Annotated in this window: 18 protein-coding genes; 4 read left to right on the forward strand and 14 right to left on the reverse strand. The window is 31.9% G+C overall.

Features of this window, described 5'->3' with window-relative positions; translation table 11 throughout:
- Positions 1–68: 68 nt before the first annotated feature.
- A complete protein-coding gene (locus J8281_RS15030) occupies positions 69–383 on the reverse strand; it encodes a DUF4280 domain-containing protein (protein ID WP_210198470.1) in 315 nt (104 codons plus the stop codon).
- 5 nt (positions 384–388) lie between these two features.
- Positions 389–1,357, reverse strand: a complete 969-nt coding sequence (locus J8281_RS15035; RefSeq protein WP_210198471.1) for a hypothetical protein — start codon at positions 1,355–1,357, stop codon at positions 389–391.
- A 211-nt stretch (positions 1,358–1,568) separates the two neighbouring features.
- Between J8281_RS15035 and J8281_RS15040 the strand changes: the two genes are divergently transcribed.
- Complete coding sequence (locus tag J8281_RS15040) at positions 1,569–2,297, forward strand: hypothetical protein (RefSeq protein ID WP_210198472.1); 729 nt, start codon at positions 1,569–1,571, stop codon at positions 2,295–2,297.
- On the opposite strand, the gene J8281_RS15045 is transcribed toward J8281_RS15040, so the two are convergent.
- From J8281_RS15045 to J8281_RS15080, 8 genes are all read right to left on the reverse strand, one after another.
- On the reverse strand, positions 2,275–3,465 hold the full coding sequence (locus J8281_RS15045) for a hypothetical protein (protein ID WP_210198473.1): 1,191 nt from the start codon (positions 3,463–3,465) through the stop codon (positions 2,275–2,277). The genes J8281_RS15040 and J8281_RS15045 overlap by 23 nt on opposite strands.
- A gap of 8 nt (positions 3,466–3,473) precedes the next feature.
- On the reverse strand, positions 3,474–4,256 hold the full coding sequence (locus tag J8281_RS15050; RefSeq protein WP_210198474.1) for a DUF6046 domain-containing protein: 783 nt from the start codon (positions 4,254–4,256) through the stop codon (positions 3,474–3,476).
- A 7-nt stretch (positions 4,257–4,263) separates the two neighbouring features.
- Positions 4,264–5,919 carry a hypothetical protein gene (locus J8281_RS15055; protein WP_210198475.1) on the reverse strand — a complete coding sequence of 552 codons (1,656 nt, stop codon included), beginning with the start codon at positions 5,917–5,919 and terminating at the stop codon, positions 4,264–4,266.
- Positions 5,920–6,123: 204 nt separating this feature from the next.
- Positions 6,124–6,474, reverse strand: a complete 351-nt coding sequence (locus J8281_RS15060) for a hypothetical protein (RefSeq protein ID WP_210198476.1) — start codon at positions 6,472–6,474, stop codon at positions 6,124–6,126.
- Positions 6,475–6,537: 63 nt separating this feature from the next.
- Positions 6,538–6,963 carry a hypothetical protein gene (locus J8281_RS15065; RefSeq protein WP_210198477.1) on the reverse strand — a complete coding sequence of 142 codons (426 nt, stop codon included), beginning with the start codon at positions 6,961–6,963 and terminating at the stop codon, positions 6,538–6,540.
- Positions 6,964–6,984: 21 nt separating this feature from the next.
- Positions 6,985–8,196 (reverse strand): DUF2586 domain-containing protein, encoded by a 1,212-nt coding sequence (locus J8281_RS15070; RefSeq protein ID WP_210198478.1) that lies wholly within the window; start codon positions 8,194–8,196, stop codon positions 6,985–6,987.
- 120 nt (positions 8,197–8,316) lie between these two features.
- Positions 8,317–8,496 carry a hypothetical protein gene (locus tag J8281_RS15075; protein WP_210198479.1) on the reverse strand — a complete coding sequence of 60 codons (180 nt, stop codon included), beginning with the start codon at positions 8,494–8,496 and terminating at the stop codon, positions 8,317–8,319.
- A gap of 30 nt (positions 8,497–8,526) precedes the next feature.
- Positions 8,527–9,237, reverse strand: coding sequence for a hypothetical protein (locus J8281_RS15080; RefSeq protein WP_210198480.1), 711 nt, complete (start codon positions 9,235–9,237; stop codon positions 8,527–8,529).
- A gap of 171 nt (positions 9,238–9,408) precedes the next feature.
- Here J8281_RS15080 and J8281_RS15085 point away from each other — a divergent pair, with 171 nt between their 5' ends.
- A complete protein-coding gene (locus J8281_RS15085; protein ID WP_210198481.1) occupies positions 9,409–9,771 on the forward strand; it encodes a helix-turn-helix domain-containing protein in 363 nt (120 codons plus the stop codon).
- Between the two features lie 171 nt (positions 9,772–9,942).
- Here J8281_RS15085 and J8281_RS15090 read toward each other — a convergent pair whose 3' ends face one another.
- Positions 9,943–10,593, reverse strand: a complete 651-nt coding sequence (locus J8281_RS15090) for a hypothetical protein (protein ID WP_210198482.1) — start codon at positions 10,591–10,593, stop codon at positions 9,943–9,945.
- 155 nt (positions 10,594–10,748) lie between these two features.
- Between J8281_RS15090 and J8281_RS15095 the strand changes: the two genes are divergently transcribed.
- The gene (locus J8281_RS15095; RefSeq protein ID WP_210198483.1) at positions 10,749–11,996 is read left to right on the forward strand and encodes a response regulator; all 1,248 of its coding nucleotides are present in this window, start codon (positions 10,749–10,751) and stop codon (positions 11,994–11,996) included.
- A gap of 8 nt (positions 11,997–12,004) precedes the next feature.
- Here J8281_RS15095 and J8281_RS15100 read toward each other — a convergent pair whose 3' ends face one another.
- On the reverse strand, positions 12,005–12,979 hold the full coding sequence (locus J8281_RS15100; protein WP_210198484.1) for a M23 family metallopeptidase: 975 nt from the start codon (positions 12,977–12,979) through the stop codon (positions 12,005–12,007).
- Between the two features lie 365 nt (positions 12,980–13,344).
- Between J8281_RS15100 and J8281_RS15105 the strand changes: the two genes are divergently transcribed.
- A complete protein-coding gene (locus tag J8281_RS15105; protein WP_210198485.1) occupies positions 13,345–14,181 on the forward strand; it encodes an OmpA family protein in 837 nt (278 codons plus the stop codon).
- A 406-nt stretch (positions 14,182–14,587) separates the two neighbouring features.
- Here the strand turns inward: J8281_RS15105 and J8281_RS15110 are convergent, their stop codons facing one another.
- A complete protein-coding gene (locus J8281_RS15110; RefSeq protein WP_210198486.1) occupies positions 14,588–16,243 on the reverse strand; it encodes a G-D-S-L family lipolytic protein in 1,656 nt (551 codons plus the stop codon).
- Between the two features lie 556 nt (positions 16,244–16,799).
- The gene (locus J8281_RS15115) at positions 16,800–17,387 is read right to left on the reverse strand and encodes a Crp/Fnr family transcriptional regulator (RefSeq protein ID WP_210198487.1); all 588 of its coding nucleotides are present in this window, start codon (positions 17,385–17,387) and stop codon (positions 16,800–16,802) included.
- Positions 17,388–17,502: the final 115 nt, after the last annotated feature.

Raw genomic sequence — 17,502 nt, forward strand, 5'->3', positions numbered from 1 at the left:
CTGAAACTCTATGAGATATCAAGGTTTTCATTAAGGCCTTCCTGTGTTTGCAGTAGATTTACAAAAGGCTACTTTGGTTTTACAATACCTCCAACAGTGCAAGGAATAGTTGACGACTTCAAAAGAGCCTTCGATCCTCCTATATTAACATCAGGTTTAGTGGCTAGCCAATTTGTTACCACTGGAGCACACGGCCCACTAAGAACATTACATGTTCCAAAAGTTGGGATATTAGCCCCCACAATCTTATCGGTTTCATTGGCACAAGATTTACTTTCTATAGTCACTTGTTTTCCATTCGTAGTGGTTAAATTTGCTGGTGCACTTCCTTGATTGCATTCAAGTTGATCTCCATTTTTCAAATACTCTGTTGATGCTGTCATAGTTTTTAATTTATATTTACGCTACTACCAGAAATAGTAACTGATCCACTTGCATCTATATTGATATTAGAACCACTTTTCAAAGTAACCCCTGTATTTTTATCAATACTTATTTCTTCGGTACCACCATTAGTAGTAATAGAAGCTTTATCTTTTTCAATTACTGCTGTGCAACCGTCTGCAACTTCGATAGTAACTTTTTCTTTATTCAATTTTGTGGCAAGTGTCTCCTCTTCATTTTCCAGAAAACTAACATTTAGATTTTCCTGATCTGCATGTACCGTTGCTCTTGGTTTTTCATCATCATCCAAAAAAGTGATGTATAAGTTATCTTTTACATAATTCACTTCTGAAAGTATCTTTTGCGGTGAATTCTCATCATTCTCTTTTGGTTGTAAAAATTTAATGTTGAATTGCTCTTTATTAATATGGGTTTCAAAAAGATCCCCAAATTTCATATCGAAAGTATTGGCATTAAAATCTACTTCGAAATATTCTGGTTCTTCGTTATCGTTAGATGCATTAGGTTTTAGTGATTTGTCAATTTTTACCAGAATGCTATCGATTTCAGAAAATTGAGAAATGAATAATTTTGATGAAATATTATCAATTACAGAGACCAGTACCCAACTTCCTAATTTGGGAATTATTATCAAACCTTGATTAATATCGTTAATGGTCGATTTTAATCGTACGTTTTTGTATTCTATTTTAAAATTGCTTTTTCTAGTAGGATCGATATTAGACTTGTCATTATCCTTTGTGTTTACTGAATCACTTTTGTATGATGAATCTAATTCTGTTTGAAGATTATCGTATTCCTGTCCAACATTGGCCAACTTTCTTACGGTTACCGCATATTCCTTTTTACCATCTACTTCTTTTATTTCGTTATCTGTTACAATAGCCGCAAAAGTGGTGACAGTATCAACTTGGCTAGCTATTTTTTTGATTATATCACCAATTTCACTCATAGTAAATATTAAATAGTATAATTTTAAAAAATCGAAAAATACTATTATAGTATCATCTTTGTTATTAATTTTAGAACATATTACAGTAGTTTCAGTTGTTTCGAATTTTACCAAAAAAATTAGGTTTTATCTTTTTTGTTAAGGTTATTCTTGTGGCACAAACTTTGAGAAAGAGGATTATTGAATTAACTTTAGAGAATAAATAGCAACCATGAGAAATATAATTCTTTTTCTATTTATAGTATATTCAACTTTAGTTTTTGGGCAAGAACCTCATACAGAAATCAGAAACGAAATATACGAAACGTATGAGGATGGAAGCATCAAAGAAGAGCGTATTTATAATGGTAAACAGTGGATAAAATCTATAGAGTATGATGAAAAAGGACAAATTAAAGCAGTATCTAGAATTGATAATGAAATTAGTCAAGAATACGTAAGATATTACAATTATAACGCTAATCAAGTAGAACAACACGTTCTTGCGTACTCGAACGGAAAACCGGATATCAATATCTTTTATGATCAGAAAGGTATTCCTACAATGATATTCTTTTTGAACAAGGAGGAAGGACGAAGATTTGAAGTTTTCTACAAAAGAGGAAAGCTGAACGTAATCAATTTTTTCAATAATTTTGGAAAACTCATTAAAAAAATGAGCTTCTACAGTACTGGAGAATTAGAGAATGTAGGTTATTTTCTTCAAGGAAAACCTCATGGAGTATTAAAAAAGTTTTTAAAAGACGGTAGTCTACTGGAAGAAAAATTTTACTCAAGAGGTTTATTAGAAGGACAAGGAAATCTTAAAATTTATGATGGATGGGAGGAAGAAATTGCAGAATTTGATAGTATACCTTTTTTACAAAAAGAACTCCGTAAAAAGTTAGAAAAAATCACACCAATTTTAATGAATTCTTCTAAAACGGTAGAACACGAGTAAAAGATTTTTCAATCTTCTCTTTGCCTAGTTGAATTTTTTGTCTAAATCCACCTTGCCCGAATGAATAGCCTACGCCATCTACAAAATACATTTGATTTTTTTTATCCTCAGGTACACCAAAAATTAAGTCTTGTTCTTTAAATTGAATGTAATTGCCGTGTTTTACAAAACCTCCTATGTTGGCTTCCATCTTTTCATCTTCAAAAAAAACATCCCCAAAAGTTGTAAAACTACCTCTAAAACCATCATATTTTATAGTCGCTAGCTTTTGTTGTGCTAAAAGTTGTAAATTACTTATAAGTAGGTTTTTCTGCTTACTATCAGAAAAATCTTTAGTGTTTGCTGGTAAAAAAAATTCAAAAGAAAATTTTTCCACATCTCTTTCAAATGCATCTTCTGGACTAACTATTCTAACTTCATCTGCTTCGTTCTTACCTTTTGCAATATATTCTACTTGTACCTGTATATCTTTTTCTAATTTATATTCAAGCTCATCTTCTATCACATTATTATAAAATATAAAATTGCCATTAAATTTAGTATTTACTTCGTCATACTCTTTGCCTATAACTAAGCTTGTATTACCATTATCATCAAACCGAATAAAACTATAAAGCCCATAATCATCCCGCAACTTCTCTAAAATCTTAACAGGAGACATTGGCTTTTCGGTAATAAAAGTTCCTATTCTAATATCCTTTGCGTCAATTTGAATCTTTTTATCAATTGTTTCATCAATTACCGTAGGGAAATCATCTATTAATTTTTGTAAAGTAGTGTCATCATTTGAAAATTCTACCAATCCTGTTTTAAAATAGTACATGTAATCCTCGCAAATCAACTCAACCGGTACTCTTCCTTTTATGTCGCGTATCACTCCTTTAAATGCTAAATGCTTTGGAGTACCATACCCCAAGTAAATCTCAATGGGCGGGTGGTATTCTGCCCATAATAAAAGACGATCTCTAAAATTTTCTTTTTGTTTATCGAGATCTTTAATGTCAGCATCTACAAATCGTGGTAACAAAATAGTCGCAGTATCAGTAAACTCTCTCCATGTACTTTCGATTTCAATTTCATTAGCAAAAGTAATATCTATTGTTTCTCCATTAGATTTACCATTTTCATCTACTTCATAAACCCTAATCAAACAAGCCAACTCTAACATAACTATTTTTATAAACGAGACGCTAAACCTTTCAAAGAAGATTCTTTAATGTTCTCTAATGTTGATTTTAAAGATTTTTCTGCTTGTTGCTTTTTGATTTCGAGGGGTTGCTCAGAAAGTGCATTAAAGCTGAAAGGCTGAATATTCTTAAGCCCTTCGTTACTAGGAAATTCATAATCAGTAACTACGAGTTCAAGAATACCCATTCTTTGCAATAAAGCATTAGTTACTTTTAACGATCGATTACTATCAAGAATATTTCTCAATTGTACCACTTGGTTAGTTGGATAACCTCTACCTTGACTTGCTAAAACACCATTTACAGTTATAGTGTGATCTCCATTAGAAATGAATTCTTTTACTGTATAATTTCTACCTTGCACCGCAGTAGTAACTATATTTTTACTTCTGCTTACGGCAATAGATACACCATCTATTCTAAATCCAAAAGCAGCACCAGCTAATTCTGTAATGAACCTTTCATCATCAGATTCTAAATTACTAGTACCACGAAGTCCTTTGATATTTAAAATTTCATCTCTAGGAATTTCGATAATTAATGGTGCAAATACGGGTAAGCTAAATGATCCACCCGACATAAAGAATTCATCAATTTCTGTAAGGTCTTTGATAGGTTCTAAAAAGAATTCTTCTGTCAAATTTTTTAAACTAGATACATAATCGTCTTTCGAACTACTAGTTAAAATGTTGGTTACATTTCTCACCAGACTTCGACTTTGCGAAATCTTTAATGAATTTAGTAAATTAGGTATGTTATATGAAAAACTCATTAACTGCTTATCTATTAGTTTTAGGAATAACAGCAATTTCAGTATCTCGTAAAGCGTCTAATAAAACTTTTTTGACGTGATCTTTTACTTCTGCCGATGATTCCCTCAAATTATTTACGTTTATATTTAAATTTTCTACAAGAGATTGAACATTAATAGTTTTTCCTGACATTTTCATAGAACCTCCTGCACTATTGAACCCTGCTGGAACCTTTACAGGGGAACTTTCAATAATTGCAGACTTTTTCTCTTCCTTTTTCTTATTGGGGTTGAGACTTTCAGGAACCGAGAATCTAAAATTATTATCTACTCCTTCTTTATACCCTTTATTAAAATTAGTAACGGCATTTCTACCAGCATCGACAAATTCTTCCGCTGCCTTATTAGCACTTTCAACTCCAATTAATTCTGTAACTGCTTGCTTTCCAACTTGCCATGCGCCTTCCCAATCTCCCTTAAAAAATTTAAGAATAGCTGCTCCAATTCCTGTTATTCCGGAGAGAAGTTCTTTAAATCTATTGATTACATAATCTTTAATTACTGTGCCAAAAGATTTTAAAACTTCCCACATACCAATAATAGTACCTCTAAATCCTTCAAAATTATTCCAGGCATACATTACGACTCCCACTAATGCAACAACACCTGCGATTATTAAACCTATCGGATTTGCATTCATTGCTACATTTAATGCCCATTGCGCTCCAGCTGCAAGCTGTTGTGCTGTAGACATAATTGTAATTACTGCAGTTAAACCAGTAACAGCTCCATTCAAGAATTTTGACTCAACTCCCGCATCTTTTAAAATTTTTGTTGTACTTGACAAACCATCCTTTAAACTAGTCAAGCCATTTTTTGCTTTTAATGCTCCTTCATTGATTATCTTAAAACCATTTTCTAAACTTTTACCTATGGCCTTTGGGTTAATCTTTAAACTTTCAACAGTTTTCTTAAACTTTTTAATAATACTCAAAGCTCCATTTGTGACAGAGGTTACTCCACTTCTCCAAGCTTTCTTTATATTCGTCCAATTTATTTTGCTGAGCGCGTTCATTCCTCCTTCCAAAAAAGCCATCAGACCTTTATCCATCATATCAAAAGCAGTTCCAAAAGTATTTGTAAGCACAAAAGTTACTCCTTTAAATCCATTAACAAGTGTTCCTAAGGTTGGTCCATATCTTGAATAGTTAGCCATTATTTTAGAACCTATTTTACTAGCGTGATTTCCGATATTTGTAAAAACTTTTACAATCGAGTTTGCTGCATTAGATACTCCCCCACTTATACTTTTCCATACATTTTTAAAAGTTATTTGGGTTTTAAATGCCAAAAAAAGTACTTCTATAATAGCGTCTTCCCATGCGTTTTTAAAAGTTTTTATTGGGTTTTTAATGGCTGTTGAAAACTTTAGTACAGAATTTTCTAGCTTAGTTAGAGAAGATATTATAGAAGAAAAATCTATATTTCCAGCTATTTGTTTTTCTGAGTTAACAACCTCGCCACTAGCTCCATCTAGGACCGGTTTACCTACTACTTTTTCAATAGACTTAGAAATGTTAGTAGAAGTACCATTTAAAGAATCCAAGGATACTTTTATTGATTTTAAAGTAACATTAAGTTTATCTATAGCCTGACTAACCTTATCATTTGAGCTATTGTTCATCGCCAAACACTTTTGCTATGGCATTTGCCATATTATATTCTTGTTTTTTATCTAAATACTCTTGTAACCACATCACTTCTCCCAGATGACGATAAAACTCTTCATCTGAAAGCTGATAGGGGTCTATCTTAAAGTAATAGCGTATAAGAGCTGCAGCTTTTAAAAGTTCGTCCTTTCCCTCTTCATCAGAAATAAGGAAAGGAGCTAAATCTTTTTTGCCTTAGCCTCTTTGGGTTGTGTCAAATCTGCGAAAGCGGTTATTACAGAAAGTTTTAAGTCATCATCTTGTACGATTTCTTCGTTACCTCCTAAATAACAATTCTTAAACAATACCTCAAGAGCTTTAAACTCATCGGTCTTTGATGTTTGCAATACCGCTGCTCTGGTAGACATAGTAGGTTTTCTGAAATATGCAAAACACATTTCTCCTTCATCGTTCTCGACTTCGACCTTAATTAGCTTTCCATACTTATTTTTCCAGGTATGCAATTGTGATTCGGTAATATTACCGTCGATAACTTTAGCGGTATTATTTAATTCTATTGTAGGTTCCATAATTCTTAGTTTTTTAGAACATCAAGCTTCAATAAAAATTATTGAGACTTTAAAATCCTTGTATTAATTCCATTCTATGTGAGATACGATGAGGTCTAATTGAACTTCAACTTTGGTATCTCCTTGTTTCATATCTCTCTTATTGGTTTTGAACTCGCAATTTCGAATGACGTGAGTAATTACATCGTCGGTTTCATCTAGAAAGCTAACCTTTACATCAAAAATGGGTACGTCTTGTAGTCTTTTTCCTTTAGGTAATGCCTTTTGTATGGCTTCGACTTCGTAATTATATAAAGTTAGAGATGCTTTCGCTTCATATTTACCCCTTCCTCTAAAAACCGGCATATCGCCAGCCCCATAGTGGTTCTCTTTTACCTGAGCATCATCGTAACTAATTGCAGTGATCCCTGTAACAATCCTATCTAATACATTTACCTCTATGGATGACCAACTGTGTCTTTGTCCGTTTATTAATGGTACTTGTGTCATTTTAACAAATTTTATTTTTAATTACTCAGTTAATCCGAAAGGATTTTTGAATCCTAAGCTTACTTCAATCCTTCTGGCTGTTCCGGTTGGTACTACTTCTATTTGTACCTTTAAAATAGAATCTGCAAGAATATTTTGTAGTGGATCTACAAATACATCAATTTCTGAAGCTTCACCATTGGCCACCATTCTTTCTAACGCAGATCTGCATAACGTTTCATACCCTTTAATTACAGAGGGTGGTAGTGTTCCAGATTCGGGATCAACTAACACTGGTGCATTTACTTTAGGTAATAATGCTGCTCTTGACAGTCTTGCAGCTTTATGAATGGTTCTATTCGATTCAATAAAGGTAAAATCTGAAGTGGGCTCGGTACAGGTATGGCTATCATTAAAATAAATTCCGCCAATTCCTATATGAGTTCTGGTGAAAATATACTTAGACTCGTCCAACGTTTTTTGTACTCCTTCAGAATTCAGTGTTTCACCACCTACAAAACCAACTGATCTAAATCCGTCTCCTGTAAGGTTAAACCTCTCGATCCATGCTATATTTTCAGAAACTTTAGCTTTTGAAACCGCACCTAACAATACTCCTACCGCTGCAGTATTTTTATAGGTATCTTCTTTTGCTTTCTCGGTATCCATAGCTATTACAAGAGATACATTTTCAGCATTCAATTCTGATAAATCATCAAAACTGGTTGCTGATGCATTAAACCCCTTACCTTCTAAGAATAGTTCTACAGGTCTATGATTAGTAAAAGCTTCTGAAGCGACTACTTGCGCTTTGCCGATAGCTGTTTTTGTAGCATCAAAAGTTATTGTATTACTATGAATAACTGCTAATTGTCGTATTTGACCATCTGCCTTCAACAACATTGTTTCTGCTTCCTCTACTAAAGTTGCATACGTACTTTTGTCTGATTTCATAATAAAAAGATCACCCGACGGATTTAGCCTAAAAAATTGGGAGATTTGGTAATAGATTGATACTCCTGCTGTATCATATGAAGATGTAATTCCGAGACCTTCAGCATCATCTACTGAAGCTAATCTATATAATTCATCATCTTCTAATAGTACCTCGGTTGTATCATCTCCATCATCATCTTTTACAAAAGTGTCTGGACCGTCAAACAACAAGCCCGAAATCATGTCTTGGTCCGGAGTCCTTCTCCCCAGACCCCCTGATAATTTGGTAATGACTACGTCATTGAATAAAACACCCATATTATAATTTTTTAGTTATATAAATTTTGACAAGCAAAACGCTATTATTGATGATAAAAATAATTTCGTCTATCAAAAAAAACCAAAAAACAGCTGCTCAAATACAGTAGTTTCAGTAATTTATGCCACTTCACTTAAAATTGGATTCTGATTTAAGATATTGTATATGGTGCGTTCTGATAAAAATAAACGTTCAGAAAGTTCTGCAACGATCAACTTCATTTGCTTATGTTGGTTTTGTAAAACATAATTCTGGACAAATATTCTTCTTTTTTCGAGTAAGCTATTTTTTCTTTTCATGATTGAATGAATTAGATTTTTGATTAACTATTATTGATTATTTAATTGAATTTCTTTTATGTCATTAAAGGTTAGCTGTTCATTAATATCCTTATAAATCAGTAAATCTTTACCGTTATATTGCATTTGGTAGTAATCATCCAGATCATACCCTAATTTTTTTAAATCTTGCCTAAGCAAAGTTTCTTTTTCACCATTATCAATATCAGATGATTCGAAAAATGTATTGGTAATCATAGTGTATCTCTTCTTATACGCTTTTTCTATTAAGGTAGTATTATAATTAATCTCCCATATGTAGAAATTGCTTTTTTCCCAGTATTCGTTTTCGAGTGTGTATTGTCGCTCTCTTACTTTTAAAGAAGAATTAGTGACTAATTCTGTATCGGTTACACCAGTCCTAAGATCTTCTTTATTTTTTTCAATTTCAGACCTGTTGGGATGTAGTAAAATGGCCTGGTCAACTTTGTAAGCTAGTTCAAAACTTTCGATATAATCATTTTCGAATGAAGGTTGCATCACTATAAAAATGCTAAAATCTACGTCGGCTTTATACTCTTTTTCTGAAGAGGTGCTCCATTCTACAGTATTGTATTTGAATAAAATAAGAGGAAATTCTAACGAATCATTTTTAAAAACCTCGTCATTGAATAAACGAACAGTAGTATTTATTTGACGATTAGGGTAAACCATCTCATGAATTTTCTGTTTTTTCTGTTCATAATAACGTTGAAGTATCATAAGCTATAATTTTTTCTTTCTTTTCAGTCTTTTAACTCAGAATAATTTTTAAGTTCATATATTTTAAATACTTTAGAAGAAAGATATTTACCCCATAAATATACCAACATATTACGGAATTATAAAACATTTTACAGAATTTTAATGTAAGATTAGTATTACGTTAATACCATGGATATTCACGAAAGATTAAAGGAAATAATTGAGGAATTAAATTTATCGAACAATTCTTTTGCTGCTAAAATTGGAGTTACAAGTACTACTATTGATAGTATTACCAGTGGTAGGCTTCAATCTGACGGAAGTAGAAAAAGAACCAAGCCCGGTTATGAGGTTTTGAAAAGTATTGTTGAAATTTTTGATGTTAACCCTTATTATTTATTTTCTATGAGCCAACAAATGTTTAGAAACAAAGAATTGGAGAATATCGACATCTCTGCTTTATCTAATGATCTTGACCTAATTAAAAAGCGTTTAGAAAAACTAGAACTTGACTCTAACGCGCTAAAGGCATCCCCTAGATCTTCAAAATAAATTAATACATTTTTGTAATTAGGATCTATTTTGAAAATATCGCAATTAAATTATAGTAATTATCAATTTTAATCAGGTAAATGTATCGTGCCCGTTAAAGCCATGATTTAGCTTTTATGATTTTTTTATGTTGAAATGAACGAAGGGATAGACATTACTAAAATGATCTGCTTATTGTTCTTTTACAACAATAAGCGTAGCTTTTACACCAGTGGTAAGATTCCATTCATTATTTGCGAGAAGTACCCCCTGATCATCATAAAGATGAAACTCTGCGGTATTAGGCCCAGATTCTCCCTGATTAAGAGCTTGAATATCGATTTTATTAAATCCTTTAAGCAGATCAATTTTTAAACCTTGAAACGAAGCAGAAAGAAAGACTTTAGAAGCTATGACGTCGTCATTTACAAAAATTCTTACCAAGTCCCCATCAACAGACCCGTGGTCCCGATAAATCAATCTAACAAAACGTCCTCCACTTTTAAAATCTCCAAAATATTGATCGCTTTTGTAAGCGTCTTTAATTTCCTTTTCTTTTTTAAACCATTTGGGGGTTCCTTCTACCTCAGGTTTATAAAATCCGTCATCACCGTTCATACTAAAGGGTTGACGATTACGGCGCGAATACTCTTTAAGTTCTTTGGGAGCAGTATACAAAGTAAAATCTTTGTTCGATTTTGAGGTAGACACATCACCAGAAAGTGAAAATTTACTCATTTCTGGCGCTGACTCTCGATCTATACGAATAGAAGAAGTATTTTCGATCTGCGCTATCAAAAAGTTACTGGTTAAACCAAAAAGCAATATCCATATTTTTTTCATCCTTGTATATACATCATTTTATCATTTATAAAGATATAAATTCTATCATGTAAGGTTGTTAATTACCTGTAAAACTTTGGATTGTTTTAATTTTTGGATGGTTTGCACCTTACTTCTTGTACGATTAATCTTATATTTGTAACAAAAGGAGTCCTATGATCGAATATATTATCGGAGGTATATTTGTGGCTATGTTTGTGTTTTTGTTGATACAATATAAGCGTGCAAAAAAAGAGGTTAAAAGTAAAGATGAAGAATTACTTTCTTTACAAAAGAAAACCGAAGAGCAACTGCTTTCACAACACGAATATATTTCGCAACTTAGTCACGAACTCAGAACTCCGCTGTACGGTATTATGGGGCTTACAAATTTAATAGCTCAGGAATATCCAGAACTCGCAAGCGACAAAAAACTAAAATCGCTCAAATTTTCAGGAGATTATCTGTTAACCCTCATCAATACTGTATTACATGTAAACTATCTAGAAGCGAAGGATATTCAAATCAATAACAAATCATTTAACATAGAAGAACTTGCTCAAAATTTGGTAGATTCTTTTAGCTACGCTACAGAAAATAGTGATAACACATTACATTTTGATTTTGATTCAGAAATTGATCAAAATGTTGTGGGGGAGCCTGCAATTCTTTGTCAAATATTAATGAATTTATTAAGTAACGCTTTACGTTTTACCCAAAACGGAAATGTATATTTTTCAGTTCATCTTATTAAAAACAAAAATGCTTCTAGTACCATTTCTTTTAAAGTTAATCACGATGGGGCTCAGGTGACTAAAGAAGACGAAAAATCAATCTACCGGGAATTTATTGACATTGGCAATGCTAAAAAGTCTTACTTGGGTGTTGGAATTAATTCAAAAATTTTAAAAAGACTAGCCGATGCACTACAAGGTGAGGTAATCATACAAAATAGTCCGCATAACGGTTCTGAATATGCTTTTGTTGTAGATTTTGAAAGAATAAAAAAAATAGACAATACTACGACTTTTGAAAGCTCTTCTACCAGTACAAAACTAAAGGCATTAATTGTAGACGATAACAAATTAAATCTATTGGTAGCCGATAAAATGCTATCTAAAGAAAATTTTGAATGTACCACAATTGATAATGGTTTTGATGCGATTACTTTGGCAGAGAATAATCGTTATGATATTATTCTTATGGATATTAATATGCCAAAACTAAATGGTATTGGTACTACAAAACGAATACGTAAATTTAATCTAAAAACGCCAATTATTGCGCTTACAGCGGTAGATGTTACTCAATTAAATAAGCAAATTATTCATGCCGGTTTAAACGATTATATTTTGAAGCCCTATTCAAAGAATCATCTTTTAGAGATTATAAATAGGTATTTGCCGGTTTCTACACTTTCATGAATTTGGTATTATTGTGCCGCGCTCACTATGAGCTGCTGTCCTATTTTTAAAACCTGGTTTTTTCGAATTGCATTGATTTTACATATTTCTGTAATGGCTATTCCGTGTCTATTTGCAATTCTATATAATGTATCCCCTTTTTTGACTGTATAGATTTTCTTTTGTTCTTCTTTATACAGATCTATATCTTGTAAAGAAGTATGTACGACTATTCTACTTTTTTTATTGGATCTATGATAATGAGGGGTCGTCCATTTTCTAGTAACCATAAAAACATTAGACCGTACAGGTGTTTTATCAGTAAAATCGAATAGGTACTCAGGATTAATACTTTTGCCGTGATATCTAACCTCTAGATGTAGATGACTACCTCGCGCATTTCCCGTTATTCCACCCTTTGCAATGGGTTGACCACTTTTAACTTCGTCATTTTCTTTAACCAAGAATTTGGATAAATGGGCGTATACCGTTTCTAATCCATTATAATGTCTTACTATTACAGTATTTCCGTGACCACCGTGATAGCCTACATATCTCACTTTACCTGGCAATATAGACCTCACACTATCACCCACCCATAGATCAATGTCAATACCGTGATGCGGTCGCCCTTTTCTCCAACCATATCGTGAGGTAACTACCATTTTTTTATCAACGGGTGAAGAGAATTTTTTTTCATCGAAATCTAACTGAAAAGGAATACTTACATTTTCTCCGTAATACGGATTAAATCGCACATTATCCCAATATTTTTCAAAATCTTGTTGATGAATTTTCCTAAAATCGAGAGCGGGCTTATTATTAGAAATACTATTCGAATACACTGGAAACTGTAGGGTTTTCCCATTGATAAAAAGCTTCTCGTAATGATGTATACTTGTTGTTCTACTACTTTGTTGACTATATGATTGACTCGTCATTACCAGTAACCAAAATATAGCCATCACTATATAAGATACTTGCCTTTGTACTATAAAAAACATATGCTAACCTTAGAATTTTAAGATAGATCAGGGCAAATCTCTTTTTTTCTATGGAACTGGTTTACACGTTTTCGCCTAAATCAAAAAAGTGTAAATCACATTATAATTTAGAACCGTAAAAATAATATGTTGTTACAATATATTGTTGCTTTATTGAAAAAATATCGATTTCTGCTTCAATTTCCTATGGATCTAAAATGCGGAGGTCCCATAGCCATTACCATTGTAAATTATCAGTATCTGTCTTCGACCTATAAATTTTCTTAACGCATTATTAAGAAATGAATGTGAAAACATTAATAATTGTATAAGCAATAAATAAAAAAACCTACAGTTAACAAAACGTAATTATTAATTAAATAACCATGAAAAAATCGTTTAAACTTATTATTTTATCAGGAGTCGTAGTTATGACTTCTTGTGTTTCAAAGAAAAAATACGTAGCTCTAGAGCAAGAATTGCAAGACACACGTAGTACATTACAAAAAACTGCGGTAGAAAAGGATGAATTAGAAGATAAATTCGCAAAGATTGAAGCTAGAGTAGCAGATTACAATGCTAAAATCAATTCTTTAAAAGAGGAAGGTGATACCAAAATGGTAATGGTAGATGATATCGCAGCAATTTCTAACAATTCAAAAGAAAAAATGCGAGAAGTACTTACTAAAGTCGATCCTAATAAATTACAGCAGGCAAAGACATTAAAAGATTCGATGAATCTGGCAGTTTCTCATAATTTAAAGAGTTCTTTGGATGATAGTCTTAAAGAAGACGAAGATATTTCTATCAATATCGATAATACTGTTGTCATGATTTCTATTTCAGACAAAATGTTGTTCAAAACAGGAAGCTATCGTGTGAGTAACAAAGCCAACGACATTTTACAAAAACTTGCTGGTGTAATTAATTCAGAGCCTAGTATTGAAGTTATGGTAGAGGGACATACAGATCCACGTACTATTAGTAATGCGGTGGTTCAGGATAACTGGGATTTAAGTGTAAAACGAGCTACTTCTATCGTACGAAAATTACAGAAAGATTATAGTGTTGCTCCTGAAAAATTAATAGCTTCAGGAAGAAGTAGTTATAAACCACTAGTTGAAAACAATTCAGAAGAAAATATGGCAATTAACAGACGTACCAAAATCGTTTTATTGCCTAACATGGATAAGTTTTTTGCGTTACTAACTGCTTCTAATTAATTCAAATTTATACTTCTAATCTTAATTTGAGTATAAGATATCAAAAGAAATAAAAAAGATTGTCGTTTTACGTTGCAACATAAAACGACAATCTTTTTTTAGTAATAACCACTTCATATCTTAACTTTATTTCTTCTTTAGAGATTTTATAACTTTTATAGTAAACTAACCTCACAGCGAGCTCATCATATATGGGTTGGAAATTAATTTTATGACCAGGTAAGCCTGGGAGCATTTAAATTTCTAGTATCCAGTCAACAAAATATTTCCTGAGTAAGAAGAAACAATAATCAATACAAATACTATATATTTATATTAAAAATGGTGTATCCCAGGATTGAACTTAGAATACACCATTAATTGAACTTCAATTTTTGTGCAATTTAATTAAGTATAGGTTATTTTTTTAAAGCGGTAAAATAGTCTTGAATTTCGCAGGATTATATCTTGGTAATTTCGCTTTATATTTATCTTCTATTGCCTTAGATATTTTGTTAGAAATTATAGCATTTAGTCTTGGAGTAATATGAATACCATCTAAGGAAAAAGCTCCTCCTTTAACGAATTCTGAAGTAACTCTAACATCTCCTGCAGAGATTCCTCCTCCTGTTAATTGCTTTGTAAAGTTGTTAGCATCGAAAAATGCCAAATTTTTCTTGTCTGCTATATTTCTAATGATCTGATTATATTGCCTTTGCGCATTTCTTGCCTTTCTGATTTCGTTAGAAGTTAAAACAAACATATCTTCTAGAGGAAATGTAATTCCTTGATATAAACCTAACGTTGCCGGTATAGTACCGCTACCATCTGGCAAATTAATACTTGGTAATATTTTTTCCTTTCCTAACGCCTCTGCAGCCTCCAAAACCAGTAGATCATTTCTATTGGCTTGTCTAGCTTGTGCATACAATACGCCTAACGGTAAAGCTTCTTCTAGTTTCAAACCTTCATTCGTAATTAAATCTCTTACGATTTCAATTCTAATATTCTTAAGAGATTCATCTTTAATCAATACTGGATTAATTCGCTTTGATGATAGAAGTTTTAATTTTCTATTAGTACGGTTTATTCTCTGAAATACTCTATTTAATAATCGATATGTGTTATTTGTTTTACGATTAATTCTAGAACCTATTCTTGGTATTTTGGGATTTAATGCATTAAAAGGCACTGTAGTAAGATATGGGATCGTGGTAACATCAGGTATATTGATTATTACCCCTTTTGCCTTATCCTTGGTTAGGGCATTAGCCAGACTATTTAAAGAAGATCTAAATACATTTACATTAGTAATATCATTAAATCCATAAGTAGCTGGATTAGTATTTCCAGTTTCGTTATGATCGACGCCATCACCTCCAGAAATAGCATAAAGTAAAACATCATTATTTCCTACCCATAAAGTAAAAAATGTTGGTGACTGTACCAGTGCATCACCTAGAACCGATGTTTCAGGTTTTGAAGCAAATCTTACAAAATAAGGATTAGCAGTTGCGGGATTAGAGCTTAGTCCGTTTATATCACCATATCCCGGTGCTAAAAATTCGTAACTTTTGGCTGCTGGTACTCCTAGATTTTGAAAAGGTCCTTTTAGAATATTTGATATCCTAGTAGTTGGTGTAGCGGCAGCCCTTCTAATATCGTATACCGTTGTTTGCACCACATTTCCCCCAGGAAGCGGAACTGGTATGGTAGTTTGACCTTTTAGAACCAAACGATTTTCTAGAATTTGCTGTCCGCCAAGTAAAGCTCCACCTAAATTATCACCCCATAAGGGTTGTTTAAATGCGCCTCCACCTACTTTCTTAAGTTGATCTGAAAGTAATTTTGGGAAAGAAAAACTTTGTGCTTTTCTATACAAAGCCCAATCTGAAAAGCCAGCCGATAACGAGTTACCAATAGCTACATATTTTGAAAAATCTGCATTTCCTTCTGTGAAATCAGCAGTTTTCGAAATAGTATCGATAGTATCCGATTCTAGTTCTTCTTCACAAGAAGAAAATAATAATAATAAGCCAAGAAATATGACCAAATTGTAAATAAAACCAGTTTTAAAATTCATAATTAAAGATTTTAAGAGTTAAAAAGAATTAATAAAATTGAAGTTCAAAAAAATTATAAGAATACCGTAAGCTCTACTTTCTTAAGACAAAGCAGCTAGTTGATTGTAGTGTTAATATGGATAAAAATCAATCGAAAGATTTCACATAATATCATAACATTGTTACTTTTGTTAAAAAGTTACTATTAAGAATTTTTGATTGATTTTCAAAAACAGTTGGTAAAATCCTTTATTCTGTTTAGATAGTTATTGTGCTTTTCTTCTAGCTTCGTTGTATTGCTATTTTTGCAGCAACTTGTATTTCTTCATATGATTACGCGTTAACAGAACCTTGAAAAAACATACAGATGTATTTATTGTTTCAAGTTTTAAAGAAGAAGTTTGAAGATAATAGGATTGGATAACACAAAAAAATTGAAATACGATTGTGTCTATCCAATAATTTTGATTTTTATGATTTGAGAAAGTTTTCATGGTTTTAAAAGTAAATTAGTTACATCTCAAATGTAGTCATTTATAATAATTATGTACTTGATCTAAATCAAGAAATCGAATTTTAAAAATCTGATCTAATTCTACTCAATGTTTCTGGAGACATCCTTAAAAAAGAAGCTATATCCTTAAGGGGTGCTTTTAAGAACATAGTGGGCTCTTCAGAGAGCAGAGCCTTGTATCGTTCTTTTGCAGAATCCTTTTTAAGATTGGCAACGAGCGATTCTAATTTGCTAAAATTAGATTCCATAATTTTAATAATGATTTTATTAAAATCAGGATGTTCATCTCGCATACTACTAAAATCGTTAAAAGACAGTCTACGAATTATTGATTTTTCTATAGTTTTAATATTGTACATGCTGGTCTTTTGCATAAAAAAAGAGTCTAAACACCCAACAAATGAGTTATCTATTCCGATTTTGGTAATTACTTCTCCTTTTTCTGAATTATAATATTTCTTTACAACACCTTGTTCTATAAAATATAAGTAATTGCAAAAATTTCCCTCTTTAATTAGATATTTATTTTTATCTGGGGTAATAAGATCCCAGTATTTTATAAAATAGTTGATAGTTTTAGAGTCCTTTGAGAATAAAGAGATAAAAGAATACAATGGATTATTGATGCTATACTTTTTTGGGGTATTCATTATATATAGAGGTTTTAAAAGTTAGTTTTAATTATAAATTGGTATAAATTTTTTCAATTTGCAAAAAAACAATTCCTAATAGATATAAACTTAAATAAAAAGTACCCAAGATTAC

Source organism: Aquimarina sp. U1-2, from assembly GCF_017897595.1.
Lineage (GTDB): Bacteria > Bacteroidota > Bacteroidia > Flavobacteriales > Flavobacteriaceae > Aquimarina.

Bases quoted from the DNA above. Each gene is read 5' to 3' on its own strand.
- J8281_RS15030 (WP_210198470.1), bottom strand. From the start codon at position 383: ATGACAGCATCAACAGAGTATTTGAAAAATGGAGATCAACTTGAATGC.
- J8281_RS15035 (WP_210198471.1), bottom strand. From the start codon at position 1,357: ATGAGTGAAATTGGTGATATAATCAAAAAAATAGCTAGCCAAGTTGAT.
- J8281_RS15040 (WP_210198472.1), top strand. From the start codon at position 1,569: ATGAGAAATATAATTCTTTTTCTATTTATAGTATATTCAACTTTAGTT.
- J8281_RS15045 (WP_210198473.1), bottom strand. From the start codon at position 3,465: ATGTTAGAGTTGGCTTGTTTGATTAGGGTTTATGAAGTAGATGAAAAT.
- J8281_RS15050 (WP_210198474.1), bottom strand. From the start codon at position 4,256: ATGAGTTTTTCATATAACATACCTAATTTACTAAATTCATTAAAGATT.
- J8281_RS15055 (WP_210198475.1), bottom strand. From the start codon at position 5,919: ATGAACAATAGCTCAAATGATAAGGTTAGTCAGGCTATAGATAAACTT.
- J8281_RS15060 (WP_210198476.1), bottom strand. From the start codon at position 6,474: ATGGAACCTACAATAGAATTAAATAATACCGCTAAAGTTATCGACGGT.
- J8281_RS15065 (WP_210198477.1), bottom strand. From the start codon at position 6,963: ATGACACAAGTACCATTAATAAACGGACAAAGACACAGTTGGTCATCC.
- J8281_RS15070 (WP_210198478.1), bottom strand. From the start codon at position 8,196: ATGGGTGTTTTATTCAATGACGTAGTCATTACCAAATTATCAGGGGGT.
- J8281_RS15075 (WP_210198479.1), bottom strand. From the start codon at position 8,496: ATGAAAAGAAAAAATAGCTTACTCGAAAAAAGAAGAATATTTGTCCAG.
- J8281_RS15080 (WP_210198480.1), bottom strand. From the start codon at position 9,237: ATGATACTTCAACGTTATTATGAACAGAAAAAACAGAAAATTCATGAG.
- J8281_RS15085 (WP_210198481.1), top strand. From the start codon at position 9,409: ATGGATATTCACGAAAGATTAAAGGAAATAATTGAGGAATTAAATTTA.
- J8281_RS15090 (WP_210198482.1), bottom strand. From the start codon at position 10,593: ATGAAAAAAATATGGATATTGCTTTTTGGTTTAACCAGTAACTTTTTG.
- J8281_RS15095 (WP_210198483.1), top strand. From the start codon at position 10,749: ATGATCGAATATATTATCGGAGGTATATTTGTGGCTATGTTTGTGTTT.
- J8281_RS15100 (WP_210198484.1), bottom strand. From the start codon at position 12,979: ATGTTTTTTATAGTACAAAGGCAAGTATCTTATATAGTGATGGCTATA.
- J8281_RS15105 (WP_210198485.1), top strand. From the start codon at position 13,345: ATGAAAAAATCGTTTAAACTTATTATTTTATCAGGAGTCGTAGTTATG.
- J8281_RS15110 (WP_210198486.1), bottom strand. From the start codon at position 16,243: ATGAATTTTAAAACTGGTTTTATTTACAATTTGGTCATATTTCTTGGC.
- J8281_RS15115 (WP_210198487.1), bottom strand. From the start codon at position 17,387: ATGAATACCCCAAAAAAGTATAGCATCAATAATCCATTGTATTCTTTT.